9 protein-coding genes, 1 tRNA gene and 1 pseudogene are annotated in these 14683 nt (G+C 74.6%); 8 read left to right on the top strand and 3 right to left on the bottom strand.

The annotated features are described in order from the left end of the window. Positions 1-149: 149 nt before the first annotated feature. Positions 150-437, bottom strand: coding sequence for a hypothetical protein (locus JOF41_RS14050; protein ID WP_209619380.1), 288 nt, complete (start codon positions 435-437; stop codon positions 150-152). A 107-nt stretch (positions 438-544) separates the two neighbouring features. Between JOF41_RS14050 and JOF41_RS14045 the strand changes: the two genes are divergently transcribed. Continuing rightward, positions 545-1843, top strand: coding sequence for an APC family permease (locus JOF41_RS14045; protein WP_209619377.1), 1299 nt, complete (start codon positions 545-547; stop codon positions 1841-1843). 19 nt (positions 1844-1862) lie between these two features. Here the strand turns inward: JOF41_RS14045 and JOF41_RS14040 are convergent, their stop codons facing one another. Further along, on the bottom strand, positions 1863-2330 hold the full coding sequence (locus tag JOF41_RS14040) for an Lrp/AsnC family transcriptional regulator (protein WP_189226777.1): 468 nt from the start codon (positions 2328-2330) through the stop codon (positions 1863-1865). Between the two features lie 104 nt (positions 2331-2434). On the opposite strand from JOF41_RS14040, the gene JOF41_RS14035 reads away from it, so the two are divergent. The 4 genes from JOF41_RS14035 (at position 2435) to JOF41_RS14020 (ending at position 6203) form a co-directional block, all read left to right on the top strand. Further along, positions 2435-2908 (top strand): DUF2000 domain-containing protein, encoded by a 474-nt coding sequence (locus JOF41_RS14035; RefSeq protein ID WP_209619374.1) that lies wholly within the window; start codon positions 2435-2437, stop codon positions 2906-2908. Between the two features lie 105 nt (positions 2909-3013). Then, complete coding sequence (locus tag JOF41_RS14030; RefSeq protein WP_189226779.1) at positions 3014-3589, top strand: iron transporter; 576 nt, start codon at positions 3014-3016, stop codon at positions 3587-3589. 229 nt (positions 3590-3818) lie between these two features. Next, positions 3819-4343 carry a YbhB/YbcL family Raf kinase inhibitor-like protein gene (locus JOF41_RS14025; RefSeq protein ID WP_372448524.1) on the top strand — a complete coding sequence of 175 codons (525 nt, stop codon included), beginning with the start codon at positions 3819-3821 and terminating at the stop codon, positions 4341-4343. A 75-nt stretch (positions 4344-4418) separates the two neighbouring features. Beyond that, a complete protein-coding gene (locus tag JOF41_RS14020; RefSeq protein WP_209619368.1) occupies positions 4419-6203 on the top strand; it encodes a thiamine pyrophosphate-requiring protein in 1785 nt (594 codons plus the stop codon). 292 nt (positions 6204-6495) lie between these two features. Here JOF41_RS14020 and JOF41_RS38600 read toward each other — a convergent pair. Further along, positions 6496-6723 (bottom strand): annotated as a pseudogene (locus JOF41_RS38600) (nucleotidyltransferase domain-containing protein); the annotation flags it as partial. 155 nt (positions 6724-6878) lie between these two features. Between JOF41_RS38600 and JOF41_RS14010 the strand changes: the two are divergent. From JOF41_RS14010 to JOF41_RS14000, 3 genes are all read left to right on the top strand, one after another. Beyond that, positions 6879-6952, top strand: a tRNA-Arg gene (locus JOF41_RS14010). Between the two features lie 222 nt (positions 6953-7174). Further along, on the top strand, positions 7175-13804 hold the full coding sequence (locus tag JOF41_RS14005; protein ID WP_209619365.1) for a non-ribosomal peptide synthetase: 6630 nt from the start codon (positions 7175-7177) through the stop codon (positions 13802-13804). After that, positions 13797-14675, top strand: coding sequence for a polyketide synthase dehydratase domain-containing protein (locus JOF41_RS14000; RefSeq protein ID WP_189226783.1), 879 nt, complete (start codon positions 13797-13799; stop codon positions 14673-14675). Before JOF41_RS14005 ends, JOF41_RS14000 begins: the two co-directional genes overlap by 8 nt. The last annotated feature ends 8 nt before the right edge of the window (positions 14676-14683 follow it).

Genomic DNA, 14683 nt, shown 5'->3' with positions numbered 1-14683 from the left:
GCGCCGGAACGAAAAACGCCACGGAGGAAGAGTCATCTTCAGCGCTCAACGGATGACCGGTGTGCCAGGGAAGATCAGGCCCCAGAGGTGCACGAGGAAGTGCCCGCGACGGCGCCGAGGGGCACGGCACCGTCGTCGCAACCCTGAGGTCAGTCCAAGGACTCGCGCCGCTCGAAGACGGTGTCGGGCGCGGATTCGGGCACCTCGGTGCGCAGGTCGGAATCGCGCAGCACCTCGCGTGCCTGGGCCTGCGGGTCCGCGCTGCCCGACTCGGCCTCTTCGGGCAGGAGGGCGGCCCTGGTCCGGGCGCGCTCCTCGACGCCGTTGCGCCGGTCGAAGACCTCCGGACGGTCGAGGTCGTGCTCGCGCCGCAGGCGTGCTTCCTCCTCCGCCGGGAGTTCGGTCGCGCCGAGGTCCAGGGGCTCCTGATTCGTCATGTCCTCTGCGTTACCCGCGCCGTGTCCGTTCCATGCCGTGTCCGTTCCACGCCGCGCCCGTTCCGCGCGGGCCGCTTCGGCGTGCCGCGCGAGGGGTAAAGGCGAGCATGGCGATCTCCCTCAACCGGGCCGCGAGCACGCCCCTGCTGTACTTGTTCATCCTCGGCGACATCCTCGGTGCCGGGGTGTACGTCCTGGTGGGTTCGGTCGCGGCGGAGTCCGGGGGCGCGGTGTGGCTGCCGCTGCTCACCGCGCTCGGCTTGGCGGCTCTCACCGCCGCCTCCTACGCCGAGCTGGCCACCAAGCACCCGAGGGCGGGTGGGTCGGCCCACTACGCCACTCTGGCCTTCGGGCAGGCGGTGGGGTCGCTGGTGGGGTTCTGCATGCTGGCCGCCGGGCTGGTCTCGGTGGGAGCGCTGGCGCGGGCCTTCGGCGGGGACTACCTGCAGGAGCTGGTCGCGGTGCCCACCGGGGTCGTGGCGGTGGTGTTCCTGACCGCCTTGGCGTTGCTCAACATCCGCGGTGTCCGGGAGTCGCTGGGGGCCAACGCGGTGGCCACCGCGGTCGAGGTCGGTGGTTTGCTGCTGGTCATCGGTCTGGGTGCGTGGGTGGTCCTGCGCGGCGACGCGGACCTGGGCAGGTTGACCGAGGTGGGCGCGGGTGGGCGCGGCGCGGTCGGAGCCGTGCTGGCGGGCGCCGTGCTGGCCTACTACTCGTTCGTGGGGTTCGAGACCTCGGTCAACCTGGCCGAGGAGGTCCAGGACCCCCGGCGGTCCTATCCCAGGGCGTTGTTCGGCGCGCTGCTCACCGCGGGCGCGGTCTACCTGCTCGTCGGCTTGGTGGCCAGCGCCTCGGTGCCCACCGACCGGCTCGCGGCTTCCAGCGGCCCGCTGCTGGAGGTGGTGCGCCTGGCCGGTGGTGTGCCGGAGTGGCTGTTCAGCCTGGTGGCCCTGGTCGCGGTCGCCAACGGTGCGCTGCTGACCGGGATCATGTCCTCCCGCTTGGCCTACGGCATGGCTCGTGATGGGCTGCTGCCCTCGGTGCTGGCCCGTGTCCTCCCCGGTAGGCGCACGCCGTGGGTGGCGGTGCTGGCCACTTCGGCGCTGTCGCTGGCGCTGGCGTTGACCGGGGAGGTCGACGCGTTGGCCGAGACGCTGGTGCTGTTGCTGCTGGTGGTCTTCGTCGCGGTCAACGCCGCCGTGCTGGTGCTGCGGCGTCGACCGGGCGAGGCGGGGCACTTCCGGGTGCCGGTGGTGGTGCCGTGGTTGGGTTTGGCGTCCTGCCTGCTGCTGTTCACCCGCGTCGACGGCGCGGTGTGGTTGCGCGGGCTGGTACTGGTCGGGTTGGGGGCGGTGCTGGCCGTGGTCAACGCCCTGCGCGCCCGGCGGTCCCGGTCCGCCGGGTGATGCGGGGCGTTCGGAGCGGTCACGGTGGTTCGGGCAGCACGTGGTTGTTGCGCAGGTGCTCGTAGACCACGGAGGTGCGCACGTCGGCGATCTCGGCCCGCTCGGTCAGGCGGTCGATCACCAGGGCGTAGAGGCTCTGGTTGTCGGCCACGGCGACGTGCAGCAGGAAGTCCTCGGCGCCGGAGGTGACGAACACGCCGAGGGTTTCGGGCAGGGTGCGGGCCCAGTTGCGGAACGCCTCGATGTTGCGCCGGGACGGTGGGCGGATGCGCACGGCGATGAGCGCTTGGACCGGGCGGCCGATCGCGGCCAGGTCCAGGTCCAGGGTGGCGCCCCGGATCACGCCGCGCTCGCGCAGGGCGCGGGTGCGGTCCAGCGCGGTGGTGGGGGAGACGCCGACCTCGGCCGCCACGTCGCGGTTGGTGCGCCGTGCATCCGACTGCAGTGCTCGGATGATCGCCTTATCAAGTTCGTCCAGGTGTGCCATCAACGCTCCTCTGCCGTATTAAGTACGGATCAGTTGCCATCTGTTCCGGATGTTCATAGCTTATACCGCTGTTGGAGTGCAGATCGTCAGGGCAGGGCGGGACAGTGGTTGAACAAGAGCAGGCGCGGGTCGGTTTCGAGCCGGAAGAGGTCGACCCGACCATCGCGACCCGCGAGGCGCGGCTGAAGTGGGTCATCCTGGTGGACGAGGCGCTGCCGGCAGGACGCGCGGTGAACGCGGCCGTGTGCGCGGCCTCCGCCACAGCGGTCGGGGTGCGAGGGCTGCTCGGGCCCGATGCCAAGGACGCTTCCGGTCAGCTGCACCCAGGGCTGCCGTGGGCGGGCTGCTCGATCCTGGCCGCCAGCGCTGAGCGGATCGCGGAGATCCGCGCCAAGGCCGTGGAGTCGCTGGGCGTGTTCGTCGCCGACACCCCGGTGCAGGCGCAGGCCACTCGCGTTTACGACGAGTACCTGCGGCAGGTGGGGGAGGAGACCTCGCTCGACTACTGCGCGGTGAGCATCGTCGGTCCGCGCAACCGCGTCGACAAGCTGGTCAAGAAGCTGCCGCTGCTGTCGTGAGGACCGGGGGACCGGTGTGCGCCGATCGTGTGGCACGGGCGGTGCGGTGGTGGTCGACCGCCTGCGGCGGGTAGACGACGGGGGAGCCGAGCACCGGGAGGCAGCATGAGCACGCCGAGCACCACGCCCCCGACCGGCGCGAGCAACGAGGCCGAGCCGGACCAGCTCGGCCTCGCCCGTGCCGAGGGGGACGCCTACCTGCGGTCGTTGGAGGCCATGCGGGAGGAGTCCGGCGCGGTGGTCAAGCGCGCCGGGGACTTCCTGGTCGCGCTGGTCCAGGAGGACGCCGAGGGGATGTACGAGCTGCGGGGCGGGCGGCTGGTGTGGCACGAGGCGCCAGAGGAGGCCAACGGGCACTTGGAGATCGCCGTCGCCGATGCCGCCGACGGGCGGTTCGTGCCCGGTCTGGACGTCACCGTGACGGTCAGCCGGGGCGGAGCGGACGTGCTCGACACCCGTCTGCCGTTCCTGTGGCACCCGTTCCTCCACCACTACGGGACCAACTTCACGATGCCCGGCGCGGGAGCCTACGACGTCCAGGTCCACATCGACCCGCCGACGTTCATGCGTCACGACCCGGTCAACGGCAGGCGCTACGAGCAGCCGGTGGAGGTGGCGTTCCTCAACGTCGCGTTCGAGCCCGGTCGCAAGCCCAGCCCGGATGCCCGGCCACGCGCGTGACCGGGCCCGCGCCTCCGCGTGGCGGGCCGGTCGTGCGTCGGCCCACGTCCCCTGAGCCGTTCGGGTGTACCGGCGCGCCAGTCGGGTAGGCCCTCCGGTGGAATGGGAGGAGAACACTATGCCCAACCCCGGCAGCCACGGCTATGACGTCCGCCGCACCCGCCTGCGCGCCGAGTACGACGACACCGGCACTCCCGACCAGCACGCAGATCAGGCCGCCAACGAGGAGTTGCAGCGCGAGCACCCGCCGGTCCCGCTCGGCGACCGGGCCGCCGGGCCGCCCGGCACCGGCGGTGAAGCCGACCAGGGCGGTCTGAGCCTGCGCAGCTCCGCTTTCAGCGGGCACACCCTCATCCCGGACCGGTACTCCCGCGACGGTGGCAACACCTCCCCGCCGCTGGAGTGGGCCAGTGTGCCCGACGGCGCGCGGGAGCTGGTGCTGCTCTGCGAGGACCCCGACACCGGTGGTGAGCCCTTCGTCCACTGGGTGGTGACCGGCATCCCGGCCAACGCCAGCGGCATCCCGGAGGGCTCGCTGCTCGACGGCGCGGTGGTCGGCCGCAACGGCTACGGCGAGCCGGGGTGGGGCGGGCCGCGTCCGCCGGTGGGGGAGGAGCACCGGTACTTCTTCCGGCTCTACGCGGTGGACCGGCCGCTGGAGGTCGGTGAGGGCGCCACCGCCGAGGAGGTGCGAGCGGCGCTGGAGGGGCGGGTGCTCGCGCACGGCACCCTGGTCGGCGTGTTCGGGCGCTGACCGCCCGTTCGTTTCACAGCGGCCGGGCCGGGAACTCGACGAGCGCCGCGCACGCTGTGACGAGGAGGTGGCCCGATGGCCCGCACGGTCGCCGACGCCCTGGTGGCCAGGCTGCGCGACTGGGAGGTGGCCAGGGTCTTCGGCTACGCCGGGGACGGCATCGACCCGCTGCTGGCCGCGTTGCACCGCGCGGGCGGGGACCCGGAGTTCGTGCAGCCCCGGCACGAGGAGATGGCCGCGTTCATGGCCAGCGGCCACGCCAAGTACACCGGTGCGCCGGGGGTCTGCCTGGCCACCCAGGGGCCGGGTGCGATCCACCTGCTCAACGGTCTCTACGACGCCAAGCTGGACCGGCGGCCGGTGGTGGCGGTGGTCGGCCAGGTGGTGTCCACCGCGCTGGGCACGGGCTACCTGCAGGAGGTGGACCTGCACGCGCTGTTCAAGGACGTCTGCGGGCAGTACCTGCAGACCGTGTTCGCGCCCGAGCAGTTGCCGGTGCTGCTGGACAACGCGATGCGCACCGCCATCGCCGAGCGGGTGCCCACGTGCCTGATCGTGCCGCACGACGTGCAGCGCGCCGACGCCGTCGACGAGTTGCCGCACAGCCACGGCGTCGTCCCCTCCTCCGCGGTCACCGCGCGACCGCGCGTGGTGCCCGCGCAGGAGGACCTGCGCCGCGCCGCCGAGGTGCTGGGGCGGGGACGCCGGGTCGCCCTGCTGGTCGGCCGGGGGGCGGCCGGGGCCGAGCGGGAGATCGCCGAGGTGGTGGAGAAGCTGGGCGCCGGCGTGACCGCCTCGCTGGTCGGCAAACCGGTGCTGCCCGAGGACCCGCCTTGGCACACCGGCGTCATGGGGCACCTGGGGACCACCGCCAGCGCCGAGCTGATGGCCGGGTGCGACACCCTGCTCGTCGTCGGCTGCAACGACCCGTGGACCGAGTTCTACCCCCGGCCGGATCAGGCCCGCGCCGTGCAGATCGACATCGAGGCTCGGGTGGTCGGCAGCAAGTACCCCGTCGAGGTGCCGCTAGTGGGTGATGCCGGGGAAGCCCTGCGGGCGCTGTTGCCCCTGCTGCCCCGCAACGAGGACCGGAGTTGGCAGGAGGAGGTGTTCGCCTCCGTGGCGCGCTGGCGCGAGCTCAGCGGCAGGCGGGTGCGCGATCCCGCCGAGCCGCTGAACCCGGAGCTGGTCGTGCACCTGCTGTCCGGCCACATCCCGCTCGACGCGCAGGTCGCCGTGGACGTCGGCTCCGTCACCTACTGGTACGCCCGCCACCTGGCGCTGCCGGTGGGCGTGCCCGCGCACACCTCCAGCTACCTGGCGTCGATGGGCTGCGCGCTGCCCTACGCGCTGGCGGCCAAGCTGCACGCCCCGGACCGGCCCGCGCTGGCGCTGGCGGGCGACGGTGCCATGCAGATGAACGGCCTGCTGGAGCTGATCACCGTCGCCGACCGGTGGCGGTCGTGGGCCGATCCGCGCTTCGTCGTGCTGGTGCTGCACAACCGCGACCTCAACGAGGTCACCTGGGAGCAGCGGGAGATGGAGGGCGACCCGCGCTTCCCGGCCTCCCAGCGGGTGCCGGAGTTCCCCTACGCCCGCTACGCCGAGCTGCTGGGACTGCGCGGCCTGCGGGTCGACTCGCCCGACGAGGTGGACCGGGCCTGGCACGAGGCGTTCACCGCGGACCGGCCGGTGGTGGTGGAGGCCGTGGTGGACCCGGCGGTGCCGCTGCTGGCCCCGCACCTGCCCGAGGGCAAGGCGGAGATGATCTACCGCGGTCTGGACCAGGAACCCGGCGGTGAGCGGGCGCGGGAGCAGGTGCTGCGGCAGCGGGCCGAGGAGGGCCACGACGACCGGTAGGGATCAGCCCGTGGCGACGCGCACGGCGGCCGAGAGCACCAGGTGGGCCTCTTCCGCCGCGCGGACCGGGTCCGCCTCCACCCGCGCGGTGATCCCGTCGACCGCGTCCAGCCCGGCGCGGCTGAGCAGGGTCTTCTCGTTGGTGACCCACTCGCCGCGGGCCGCCAGGACGGCGTGGGCGGCCAGGGTGGGGGCGGCAGCGGTTGGTCCGGCCGGGGCCGCCGCCCCAGCCGCCGATCTGCGAGACCTCGCCGGGGCAGCCCACGTCGCGCAGCGCGCGCGGGTCGAACCCGCCGCGGTAGCAGACCGCCAGGTCCCAGTCGCTGTCCTCGCGGTGCGTGCCCTGGGCGCGCGATCCGCCCAGAGCCACCGCCCGCACACCCGGCAGCGCGGCGAGCCGGTCGGCCACGCGATCGGTGAAGTCGTCCACGCCCCATTCCAGCACATCCGATATTCCATTGACGGCGGTCGACGGGATTGGTGATGATCTGGCCACGCGATCCGAACGGGGAGAGGTCATGGCGGAAGTGCGGGAAAGGCGTGGGCGACGCGCCGCCCGTCCGCTCGCCTGGCCGGTACGGGCAGCTCAGCGTCCCGTTCTCCAGCTTCCGAGGTAATCCCGCGTCGGGAGATGGAGCCGCGCTGGGAATTCCGGTGCGGCTTTTCTCGTGAAATGCCCCGATAGCTCAGCAGGACAGAGCGCGCCGCTACGAACGGCGAGGTCCCAGGTTCGAATCCTGGTCGGGGCGCCGCTGGAACCCGCGCCGGCGGGAGTCGCCGAGGCCACGACTCGCGGCTCGCGGTGGCGGTTCCAGACCAACTCCCGCGCCGGTAGGAGTCGTCCCGCGGCACCGACGGCACGGCGGGACGACGACCGGGGTCCCCGTGGTCGACACCCGCTCAAAACTGGGCAGCAGCGGTCCGCTCGCTCCGGCGTACTGGGCGGCGTACCGACTGCGTGGGAGAACCAGGTGGAACCAACGGGGATCGTCGAGGCGGTTGACCGGTTGCTGACCGAAGTCCGCCCGGACGGAGCCGAGGCGCGCCCGCCGGGGGCGCTGCGCGAGTGGGGGCTGTCGTCGCTGGCACTGGCCCGGCTGTGGCTGGGGATCAAGGACGAGTTCTCCGTCGACCTGCCCATCCCGTGGCTGGGCGCCGCGACCGCGGCGGACCTGGTCGAGCGCCTGCGCGGCGCGACCGCGGAACCGGCCCAGCGGCTCCCGCTGACCCCGCTGCAGCGCGCCTACCTGGTGGCCAAGCAGGCGGGTGCCGGGGTGGAAGCGGCGGGCTGCCACCTCTACCGCGAGTTCACCGTGCCCGACGTCGACCCCGCCCGGTTGCGCCGGGCCTGGCAGGACCTCGTCGAGCACCACGAGGCGCTCCGGCTGGTGGTCGACGAGGACGGCTCCCAGCGCGTGCTGCCGCCGTCCGCGGACTGCGCGCTGCCGGTGCACGACCTGACCGGCGCGGAACCGCCCGGCGTCGCGGCGCACCTGCGGTCGGTGCGGGAACGCCTGTCGCACCACTGCTTCCCCGCCGGGAGCAGCCCCCTGTTCGCGGTCGAGCTGAGCAGGCTGCCCGGTGGCGGGGGCGTGGTCCACCTCGGCCTGGACACCCTCGTCACCGACGGCCACGGCTACGCGCTGCTGCTCCAGCAGTGGCACGACCGCTACCAGCACCCCGACGCGCCCCTTCCGCGGCAGGGGCCGCCCCTGGCCGAGTGCCTGTCCGCGCTGGAGGCCAGGAAGCGGCCGCACCGCGAGGCGGACCTGGCGTGGTGGCGGCAGGAGTTGGCCGACCTGCCCTCCGGCCCCGACCTCGTGCTGGACCCGCCGCCCGCCCAGGCGGGCGGGTGCAGGCCGCGCCGCCCCCTGGACGCGCACCTGCCCGCCGAGCCCTGGCGCGCCCTCAAGGACGCTGCGGCCCGCCAGGGGGTGTCCCCGACCGCGCTGGTGCTGCACCTGTTCACCGGGGCCCTGGCCCGCGCCGGAGCCCGCTACCCCTTCTCCCTGGTCGTCACCACCAGTGACCGGCCGTGGCTGCCCAGGAGCGCGGACGCGGTCGTGGGGCCGTTCACCTCCACGGCCCTGCACGTCGTGCGGGAGCCCGCATCGCCCGCCGAGGGCGCGCGGGCGGCCCATGAGCAGCTGCTCGACCACCTGCGGCACGGCGCGGTGTCGGGCATCGAGGTCCTCCAGGACCTGCGTGCCGCGGGCCGCGACCACGTGCCGCCTGCCGTGGTGTTCACCAGCCTGCTGGACGTCGGACCCGCGCCGGGCGTGGCGGGCGGGTTCGGCGCCGCGATCGGGCACGGCGTCAGCCAGACCAGCGACGTGGCGCTGGACCACCAGATGTGGGAGCAGGACGGCGGGCTGCGGTTCCGCTGGGACGTCGACGCCTCCCGGTTCGCCGCGGGCGACGTCGAGACCGTCTTCGCCGCCTTCCGCAACGCGCTGCTCGCCGCGGCCGCCGACCCTGGCGGGGGCGACCCGGCGCCGCTGCCCGAGCTGACCCAGGCCTACGCCGTGGCCCGGCTGTCCGCCGAGGAGCGGCCCGAGGGCTGCCAGTGCTACCGCGGCTACGAGGCGCACGACCTGGACCTGGCACGGCTGGAACGCGCGCTGGGCACCGTAGTGGACCGCCACGCCGCCCTGCGCGCCCGGTTCACCCCCGAGGGCGTGCGGGTCGTGCCGCGCGGACCGGACCGGTGGCACGTCGCGCTGGTCGAGGTGCCCTCCGAGGCGGAGCACCGGGCGGTGGGCGAACGCCTCCGCGCCCGGATGGCGAACCTGCCCGCGCCGTTCGGGCACTGGCCGCTGATCGACGTCCGGGTGACCCGCGACCCCTCGGGGCGCTGCGTGGCGCACGTCGCCGTGGACCTCCTGGTAGGCGACGCGCCGAGCGTGCACGCGCTGTTCCGGGAGCTGTGGCGCTGCTACGCCGACGGCGGCACGGTGTTCCGCGCGTCCGACGCGCCCCCGACCGCGCGGGAGGGGCACGACGCGGAGCACTGGCGGCGGCTGCTGGCCGACCTGCCGCCCGCCCCGCGACTGCCCGTCCGCGTCCCCGAGCGCAGCCGCGAGCGGTTCTCCGGAAGGCTGCCCGGCTACCGCGACTTCGCCCGCCGGGCGGCCGGGCTGGGCCTGAGCCCGGACAGCGTGCTGCTCGCCGCCTTCGCCAGGGTGCTGTCCCGGCACTTCACCGAGCCGTTCTCGCTGCCCGCGGTGCGCTGGGCCGACGCACCCCGACCGGGCGAGTTCTCGGTCATGACCCAGGTCCGGGCCGTCGCGGCGGGGGAGCCTCTGCTCGCCGCGGCCCGCCGCTACCAGGAGCGGTTCGACCGGGACGACCGTGCCGGGGCCGCGGGCGGGCTGCGCGAAATGCGCAGGCTCGCCTCCAAGCGCGGGGACGGCGCGGGCCAGCCCGTGGTCTACACCGGGGTGGTGGACCTGACCGACCACCCGCTGCCCGCCGGGGTGCGGCAGGGGCCCTGGCTGACCAGCACCCCCGGTTGCGCGCTGGACTGCGTGTCCGTGGCCGAGGGCGACGAACTCGACTACGCCTGGGACGTGGTGCCCGGCGACCTCGCGGGAGTGCCGGTCGACGAGCTGTTCCAGGGCTTCGCCCGCGAGCTGGAGCTGTTCCGCGACGGGTTCGAGCCCAGCGCCGAGCAGCGCCTGGACGTGCTGCGCCGGTGGAACGGCCCGGTGGTGCCGATCCCCGACGACGGGCCGGTGCACCGGCTGTTCGAGCGGTGGGCGCGCAGCGGTCCGGACGCGGTCGCGCTGCGGTGGCGCACCGGGAGCATGACCCGCGTCGAGCTGAACCGGCGGGCGAACCGGATCGCCTGGCGGCTGCGGGAGCTGGGCGTCGGCCCCGAGCGGGTGGTCGGCATCCGGATCCGCCGCGGCCCCGCGATGGTGGCCGCCGTGCACGGCGTGCTCAAGGCGGGCGGGGCCTACCTGCCGGTGGACCCCGCCCTTCCGCCCGCCAGGGTGGCGCGGGTGCTGGCCACCGCGGGCGCCGAGGTGCTGCTGACCGCGGCGGGCACGGCCGGGTCCGCTCCCGAGGGGGTGATCGAGGTCGAGGTCGACCGGGACCCCGCGGTGGTGGGCCACCCGCGCGCGGATGAGGACCCCGAGCCCGTGGCGGACCAGCGGAGCACCGCCTACGTCATCCCCACCTCCGGGAGCACCGGCGAGCCCAAGGGCGTGGCGGTGGCGCACCGGTCGGTGCGCAATCTGATCGCCTTCTGCGCCGAGGAGTTCGCCCTGGTCCCCGACGACCTGGCGCTGGCCGTCACCTCACTGGGGTTCGACCTGTCGGTGTTCGACGTGCTGGGGGTCCTGGGGGCGGGCGCGGCGCTGTACGTGGCCGACGAGGAGGAGCAGAAGGACCCGCAGCTGCTGCTGGACGTGCTGCGCTCGCGGCCGGTCACGCTGTGGAACTCCGCGCCGACCGCGCTCCACCAGCTCACGCCGCTGCTGCGCCCGCACGGCGGCGACCCGTCGGCGGCGCGACTGCGGCTGGTCCTGCTCAGCGGCGACTTCATCCCCGTGACGCTGCCGGACCGGATCACCGAGGCGTTCCCACGCGCCCGCACCACCGCGCTGGGCGGGCCCACCGAGACCACCGTGTGGTCCAACTACTTCCGGGTCGAGCGGGTCGACCCCCGCTGGCGGTCCATCCCCTACGGCCGCCCGATCCCGAACACCCGGCACTACGTGCTCGACGAGCGGCTGGAGCCCTGCCCGGTGGGGGTCGAGGGGGACCTGTACACCGCGGGGGAGTGCCTGGCGCTGGGCTACCTCGGCAGGCCCGACCTCACCGCGGAGCGGTTCGTGCCCGACCCCTTCGCCGGGGCGGGCGAGCGGATGCTGCGCACCGGGGACCGGGCGCGCTGGCGTCCGGACGGCAACCTGGTGATCACCGGACGGGCGGACCGGCAGGTCAAGGTGCGGGGCCAGCGGGTGGAGCCCGGCGAGGTCGAGCACCGGCTGCGCGCGCACCCCGCGGTGCGCGACGTCGTGGTGGCCGTGCGCCGGGACCACTCCGGTGACGACCGGCTCGTCGCCTACGTCGTGCCCGCCGAGGGTGGCCGGACCGACGCCAAGGCGCTGCGCGCTCACGCCGCCGAGACCCTGCCCCCGTACATGGTGCCGAGCGCCGTGGCGTTCCTGCCCGCCTTCCCCGCGACCGCCAACGGCAAGCTGGACCGAGACGCGCTGCCCTGGCCGCTGGAGCAGGCGGACGACCGCCCGGCGGTCACCCCGGCCCCCGCCCGTCCCGCTCCAGGGCAGGCGGCGGACGCCTGCGCCGCCCCGGCCCCCGAGGACCTGGTCGAGCAGGTGCGGGAGGTCTTCGCCGAGGTGCTGGGGGCGGGGGAGCTGGAAGTCGACGAGGACCTGTGGGACCAGGGGGCCACGTCGTTCACCATGGTCCAGGTCTCGGCCCGGCTGCTGAGCCGGTACGGCGAGCGGGTGCCGGTGGCGGCGCTGACCGCGGAGCCGACGATCACCGGCATCGCGCGCGTGGTCGGGCAGCGCCTCGGCGCCGCCCCGCCCGCACCGGAGCCCGCGCGGGCCACCCCGGTCCCCGCAGCGCCCCGACCCGCCGGCCCACCGTCCGAAGTGGACCTCTTCTCCGCCGAGGAGCGCGCCGCGTTCAGGCAGCAGCGGTGGAACCTCCGCAGGACGGCGCCGGGCACGCGCCTGCTGCCGGTCGAGCACCTCCCCCCGCCCACCGAGGTGTACGCGCGGCGCGCCAGCCGCCGGGACTTCCTGCCGGGCGCGCTGGACGCGGCCTCCTTCGCCCGCCTGCTGTCCCTGCTGCGCAAGGGGGAGGACCGCTACCTGTACCCGTCCGCCGGGGACACCTACGCGGTCCAGGTCTACCTCCACGTGAAGCCGGGCGCGGTCGAGGGCCTGGCGGAGGGCATCTACTACTACCACCCGGTCGAACACGCGCTGGAACTGGTCAACGCCGCCCCCCGCATCGACCGCAACGCCCACTTCTACTACAACCGGCCGGTGTTCGACCGGTCCGGCGTGGGCATCTACCTCATCGGGCAGCGGCACGGCGTCGAACCGGTCTACCAGGAGGTCGCCGAGCGCTTCCTGCTGCTGGAAGCGGGATACGCGGGCCAGGTGCTGATGATGGGACAGGCCGCCTGCGGGGTGGGGCTGTGCCCGGTGGGCACGGTGGCGTTCGACGGCATCCGCGACCAGTTCGACCTCGACGACGGGCACGTCTTCCTGCACGCGTTCATGGCGGGTCCGGTCGAGCGGCCCGCCGCACCCACACAGGCGACCGCGGGTGCGCCCGTCCTCGGCGCGCCCGCTCCCACCGGCGAGGACACCGGGGACGACATCGCGGTGATCGGCATGGCTGGGCGCTTCCCCGGCGCCGGGGACGTGGACCAGTTCTGGGCGTCGCTGCGGGACGGCCGGTGCGCGGTCGGGCCCCTGCCCGCCGACCGGGGACTGGCCGAGGCGCCGCGGGTCGCGGGCGGCTTCCTGGAGCGGGTGGACCGCTTCGACAGCCTGCGGTTCCGCCTGTCGCCCGCCGAGGCGGCCACCCTCGACCCGCAGCTGCGGTTGGTGCTGCACGCGGTGTGGAACTGCCTGGAGGACGCGGGGTACACCGCCACCGCCCTGGTGGGGTCCGCTCCCCGCGTCGGCGTCTTCACCGCCACCATGTGGCAGGACTACCAGCATGTCGGCGCGGACGCCTGGGGCGCGGGCGGCCAGGCGCGGATCTCCGCGCTGCCCTCGGAGATCCCCAACCGCGTCTCCAACGCCTTCGGGTTCACCGGGCCGAGCGTGGCGGTGAACACCTCCTGCTCGTCCTCGCTGACCGCGCTGCACCTGGCCGTGTCCAGCCTGCGCCGGGGCGAGTGCGACGCCGCCGTGGTGGCCGCGGCCAACCTGGTGCTGCACCCCTACCACCTGGCGCTGCTGTCCTCGGCGGGGCTGCTCGCGCGGACCGGTCCCGTCCGGGCCTTCGCGGCGGACTCCTCCGGCTGGTGCCCCGGTGAGGGCGTGGCCGCGGTGCTGCTGCGGCCGCTCGACGCCGCGCGCCGGGAACGCGACACCGCGCGGGCGGTGGTGGAGGCGACGGGCATCGGCCACTCCGGTGGCGGGCCGTTCGGCAGGCCCGACCCGCGGGCGCTGGCGGACTGCGTCGGCGACGTCCTGGCCCGCGCCGGGCTCCGCCCCGGCGACATCGGCTACGTGGAGTGCGCCGCCGCGGGCGCGGCGCTGGCCGACGCCGCCGAGCTGGAGGCGCTGGCGCGGGTGTTCGACGGCACCCCCGTCCTGGCGGGCACGCTCAAGCCGAACATCGGGCACCTGGAATCCGCCTCCGGCCTGTCCCAGCTGGTGAAGGTGCTGCTGCAGCTGCGGCACCGCCGGATCGCGCCCACGCTCGTGGCCGAGGACCGCTCGCCGCTGGTGGACTGGACCGCGCTGCCGCTGCGGCTCGTCGACCGCCTCGTCGACTGGCCGCCGGGGGCCCCCGCGCGGGCCCTGGTCAACGCGCTGGGGGCGACCGGCTCCTACGGGCACGTCGTCGTCCGAGCCGTGGAGCGCGGCGATGGCTGAGGGCGCGACGACCGCGCCTGCCTTCCCCGCCGAGTGCAGGCTGGTGCTGCGGCACGACGACTTCATCATGCGCAACCACAGGGTGCACGACGTGCCCGTGCTCCCCGGCGTCGCCTTCCTCGACGTCGTGTGCCGGATCGCGGTGGCCGCCGGGCTGGACCCGGCGGGCGTCGAGCTGCGGCACGTGCTGTTCACCGAGGCGGTGGCCACCACCGGCGGGTACGACCGGGAGATCGTGATCACCGCCGGTCCGGGGCCCGGTCGCCTGCACCTGGTGGGGCGCAGCCGCTGGTTGGACGGCGAGCGGCCGTTCACCCCCTGGCGGGAGAACTTCCAGGCCCAACTCGTCACCGCCGACCGCCCTGAACCGGGACCGCCGCCCGTGGTTCCGGACGGTGGCGTGCGGCGGGAGCGGTCCATGGAGGACATGTACGCCTACACCCGCGCCCGCGACATCTCCCACGGCGTGCCGATGCGCTGCACCGGCGTGCTGCGCCTGGGCCGCGCCGAACTGCTCGCAGACCTCGCCCTCAGCCACCCCGACCCGGCCGAGGCGCGGTTCCACCTGCACCCCGCCAAGTTGGACGCGGCGACGATCGTGGCCTACGGCCAGACCGACGCCGCGCTGCGCGAGCCGTTCATCCCCCTGTTCATCGAGTCGTTCCGCGCGCCGCGGCCCCTGCCCGGCCGCTTCACCGTGCACGTGCCGCGCCCCGAGCGGCTGGCCCCCTCCGGGGAGCTGTTCCACTCCGACCTGGTGCTCTACGACGAGCGGGGCCGCTTCGCCGCGGAGCTGGTGGGCCTGGCCTGCAAGCGCATCCGCGAGCCGGACCTGGTCCGGCGCCTGCTGGCCGAGCCGGGTCGGCACTGACCCGGCCC

The sequence above is a fragment of the Saccharothrix coeruleofusca genome, assembly GCF_017876325.1.
Taxonomy (GTDB): Bacteria; Actinomycetota; Actinomycetes; order Mycobacteriales; family Pseudonocardiaceae; genus Actinosynnema; species Actinosynnema coeruleofuscum.
Note: the sequence above shows the minus strand (reverse complement) of the source record. Positions and strands in the feature narration are given on the sequence as shown.

What these genes read in the sequence shown, in the direction of transcription:
- JOF41_RS14040 (WP_189226777.1), bottom strand. Translation starts at nt 2,330, where the DNA reads ATGGCACACCTGGACGAACTTGATAAGGCGATCATCCGAGCACTGCAG.
- JOF41_RS14030 (WP_189226779.1), top strand. Translation starts at nt 3,014, where the DNA reads ATGAGCACGCCGAGCACCACGCCCCCGACCGGCGCGAGCAACGAGGCC.
- JOF41_RS14000 (WP_189226783.1), top strand. Translation starts at nt 13,797, where the DNA reads ATGGCTGAGGGCGCGACGACCGCGCCTGCCTTCCCCGCCGAGTGCAGG.
- JOF41_RS14020 (WP_209619368.1), top strand. Translation starts at nt 4,419, where the DNA reads ATGGCCCGCACGGTCGCCGACGCCCTGGTGGCCAGGCTGCGCGACTGG.
- JOF41_RS14050 (WP_209619380.1), bottom strand. Translation starts at nt 437, where the DNA reads ATGACGAATCAGGAGCCCCTGGACCTCGGCGCGACCGAACTCCCGGCG.
- JOF41_RS14045 (WP_209619377.1), top strand. Translation starts at nt 545, where the DNA reads ATGGCGATCTCCCTCAACCGGGCCGCGAGCACGCCCCTGCTGTACTTG.